Source organism: uncultured Campylobacter sp. (assembly GCF_938045225.1).
Lineage (GTDB): Bacteria > Campylobacterota > Campylobacteria > Campylobacterales > Campylobacteraceae > Campylobacter_A.
Genome location: NZ_CALINL010000328.1, coordinates 1 through 3,689 on the forward strand (window position 1 = coordinate 1; position 3,689 = coordinate 3,689).

3 protein-coding genes are annotated in these 3,689 nt (G+C 42.3%); 1 reads left to right on the forward strand and 2 read right to left on the reverse strand.

Translation table 11 applies throughout. The annotated features are described in order from the left end of the window. Positions 1-402: 402 nt before the first annotated feature. Positions 403-1,992, forward strand: a complete 1,590-nt coding sequence (locus Q0200_RS11860; protein WP_297941302.1) for an ABC-F family ATP-binding cassette domain-containing protein — start codon at positions 403-405, stop codon at positions 1,990-1,992. Positions 1,993-2,094: 102 nt separating this feature from the next. On the opposite strand, the gene Q0200_RS11865 is transcribed toward Q0200_RS11860, so the two are convergent. Both Q0200_RS11865 and Q0200_RS11870 read right to left on the reverse strand, forming a co-directional pair. Beyond that, entirely contained in the window at positions 2,095-2,580 is a 486-nt protein-coding gene (locus Q0200_RS11865) for a restriction endonuclease subunit S (protein ID WP_297941303.1), read from the reverse strand. Between the two features lie 80 nt (positions 2,581-2,660). Beyond that, on the reverse strand, positions 2,661-3,323 hold the full coding sequence (locus Q0200_RS11870) for a restriction endonuclease subunit S (protein WP_297941304.1): 663 nt from the start codon (positions 3,321-3,323) through the stop codon (positions 2,661-2,663). Positions 3,324-3,689: the final 366 nt, after the last annotated feature.

Sequence of the window (3,689 nt, forward strand, 5' to 3'; positions counted from 1 at the left end):
CACATCCAAAAACTCGCCCCACGCCTCCTCATGCCCCGTGACGCCGCGCATAAACTCGGCGTAGCAGTAGATGCAGCCGTGCGGGCAGCCAACGTACGGGTTGATCGCGTAGCCGCCGCTACCGATTTTGGAGCGCGAGAGGATATTTTTGGCGCGGATTTTTGCGACTTGCATTTGATTTTTGCCTTTAGTTGCTCGGATTTTAGTGGAGATTTTAGCAAAAATTTAGACTTTAAGCTAAAACGACGCAGTTTTACCGATAAAAAGATAAATTTATCAAATCTAAGCTCGTTTTATAACCGGCCCAAGTAGCACGCTATGCCGTTTTGCCGAAGTTTATACTGATTTTAAACGACTTTTTGGCAAAATCTACGGTTTAAAAAGTCAAATTTAAGGAAAAATATGCTTGAAGTCAAAAATTTATTGATGAGATTTAACGCACAGCTGCTATTTGAGGACGTAAATTTAAAACTCACTCGCGGCAACCGCTACGGTCTCATCGGCGCAAACGGTGCTGGAAAATCGACGTTTCTAAAAATCCTCTCAGGCGAGATCGAAGCAAACAGCGGCGAGATCATCATCGAAAACGGGCTAAAAGTAGGCGTGCTAGGGCAAGATCAGTTCGCGTTTGAAAACTTTAGCGTCAAAGACGCCGTACTATACGGCAACAAACGCCTCTACGACGCGGTAAAAGAAAAAGAGCAGCTCTACATGAGCGAGGAGTTCACCGACACCGTAAACGACCGCCTAGCGCAGCTTGAGATGATAAGCGCCGAGGAGGATCCTAGCTACGAGTACGAGGTTAGGATCGAGAAAATCCTAAGTTCGCTTGGCTTTAGCGACTTTGAAAAACCGATGAGCGAGGTCGAAAACTCGGATAAATTTAAAGTCCTGCTCGCTCAAGTGCTATTTCCAAAGCCCGACATCCTTTTCCTCGACGAGCCGACCAACAACCTTGACATCGAGAGTATAAAGTGGCTGGAAAACGAGCTAACCCGCCACGAAGGCATGATGGTGCTAATCAGCCACGACCGCCACTTCTTAAACGCGGTTTGCACGCACATCCTAGACGTCGATTTTAAGAAAATCAGGCAGTTTGCGGGCAACTACGACGACTGGTACATCGCCTCGACGCTGGTTGCCAAACAGCACGAGATGGAGCGCGACAAAAAGCTAAAAGAAAAAGAGGAGCTGGAGAAATTTATCGCGCGATTCTCGGCAAACGCGAGCAAAGCCCGCCAAGCCACGAGCCGCCAAAAGCAGCTAAACAAACTCGACATTGAGGAGATCAAAGTCTCTAGCAGACGCGATCCTAGCATACTTTTCCGCATCAAACGCGACATCGGTAACGAGATCCTGGAGGTGCGCGGCGTCAGCAAAAAATACGACAAGGTTTTGTTTGAAAATTTTAGCTTCAAGCTCGAAAAGAACGACAAGGTCGCCATCATCGGCGCAAACGGCGTAGGCAAAAGCACGCTAGCTAAAATCATCATCGGCGAGGTCGCTCCAGATAGCGGCGACGTGCACGTGGGCGCGACGATAGAGCCTAGCTACTTTGCGCAGGATACGACAAACAAAATCACGGGCGAGCTAAAGCTCTACGAGTGGCTGCAAGACGAAAACAACAAAGACCTAGACGAGATCCGTAAGTGCCTAGGCCGCATGCTATTTAGCGGTGCCGAGCAGGAAAAATCAGTCGGCAGCCTAAGCGGCGGCGAGAAACACCGCCTGATGCTAAGCCGCCTGATGCTAGAGCGCGGCAATCTACTCGTGCTAGACGAGCCAAACAACCACCTGGATCTCGAAGCCATCATCGCTCTAGGCGAGGCGCTGTATAAATTCGTCGGCAACGTCATCTGCGTGAGCCACGACCGCGAGCTCATCGACGCATTTGCCAACCGCATCATCCACCTAAAAGGCAACGGCGAAGTAGTCGATTTTAAGGGAACTTTTGAAGAATACGCCGCGATGAACGAGGGAGCGACGGCTTAAATTTAAGCCCGATTTTTACGGTATTTTACTCTTAACTCGACCTAAATTTGAGCGAAATTACAAATTTATGTCTACCGGCAGCGGCGAAATTTAACCGTAAAATTAGCTTAAGTATTTATCTAAAATTTCGCCGTATGCACCTTGTAAATTTGTCAGCTTTTGTTCTCTTTGCAAAATTTCGCTTTCTAAATTTTCAAATTCGGTTACGATTTGCTTTTGGATTTCAATCGATGGAAATTTAGCTCCTAGGTCTTGATAAAATTTTATTGGGACTCGACGATGACCACTTGCTCCCGTCATATTTTTTGCCGCTTCATCTCTAACTATTTGTCTATTTAAAAATCCGAATAAAAATTTAGGTAAAATTTTACTTGCATCGCACCTTAAAACGTGAAATTCGCTACTTCCAAGTCCTATGCCGTTTGACAAACCGCTCGCCACGGCACACTTGCCGTTTTCCATACAAGGCGTTATTTTGGCGATTATTATGTCATTTTCCGCAAAATACGTGTAACTACCCACCATTACTTCCTTTAACGGCTTAGTTATTTTATTTTCTATATATCCGTTTTCGTTAATGCTTTGCATATCTACGAAAGATACTAGTAAGTCGCTCGGTAAATTTCTAATTTCAGATTTTGAAGGGTTAAATACGACGCCAAAATTCCTTAACGGCTCATACCCCCCCCATTTGTATTAAAACTTATTCCGAATTTTGTAAAAATTTCGCTCATTTTAGCTTTTAGCTCGTCAATTTCCATTCTAATAGTTTTAAACTCATTATCTACTTTTTCGCATTCGGCTACGATTTTTTGAAACACTTTTTTATTTTCTTTATTATTACTAAAAGGAATACTTATGTTTTTTAAATTTGTAGAATTTAGCCCGCCTTGTGCTGCACCGGTAATATTTTGTTTTAAAATTTGTTGACCCAACGGAGAATATAAAAAATAAAAAATATATTTCTGAGTAATTATATCGGCTGCTCGAAGTATGAAAATATGCTCATTTACCATAGCTTTTCTGTTATTCAGCTCATCTCTTAAAAGTGCAATTTTCCCAGTTAATGCTCCATCTTTACAAAGCAAAATATCATTTTGTTTTAATCTGCCTTTTTGATTATTTTCATAATACTCAATGCTTACAAATTTTGGATTTACCAAATTTATTATGCCGTTTGTATTATGGATATGCTCTCCACCAAGGCTTAACGCACCCTCATTTAAATTACCAACTCCACCATTTGGACGCGAGCCAGTTTCTATTGTATTAAGCAAAGTCCCAAGCTTCACCATCGGATACTCACTCATTATCTTTACTCTACTTTTCATGCTTAAATTTATCGCCTTATCGAAACTAGCACGGCGAAAATCTATGCAATCGCGTAAATTTACTAAATTCGCATACGGCTTTAAGCTCTCGTTAATTCGTTTTAATTTTCCGTCGAAAGCTTCGCGAATGATAAAATTTAATTTTTCGGAATTATCTAAATCCGTCGGATCGTAAAGCGCGGTCTTAATTGAGCTTATTTTTTTTATATTTTCTATCGTTTCGTCGTCATCGCCACTAGCAGCTACATCCGTTATATACTTTATTCCTTCGTTGCCTTTGGCATTACTCCAATCATATCCCAGAAATTTTTTCTGTTCTTCGTTATCGTTTGGAGCTTTTATTATTAGTGTATTTTAATAATTTAC

Coding starts and splice junctions, on each gene's coding strand:
- Q0200_RS11865 (WP_297941303.1), bottom strand. CDS start 2,580: ATGCAAAGCATTAACGAAAACGGATATATAGAAAATAAAATAACTAAG.
- Q0200_RS11870 (WP_297941304.1), bottom strand. CDS start 3,323: ATGAAAAGTAGAGTAAAGATAATGAGTGAGTATCCGATGGTGAAGCTT.
- Q0200_RS11860 (WP_297941302.1), top strand. CDS start 403: ATGCTTGAAGTCAAAAATTTATTGATGAGATTTAACGCACAGCTGCTA.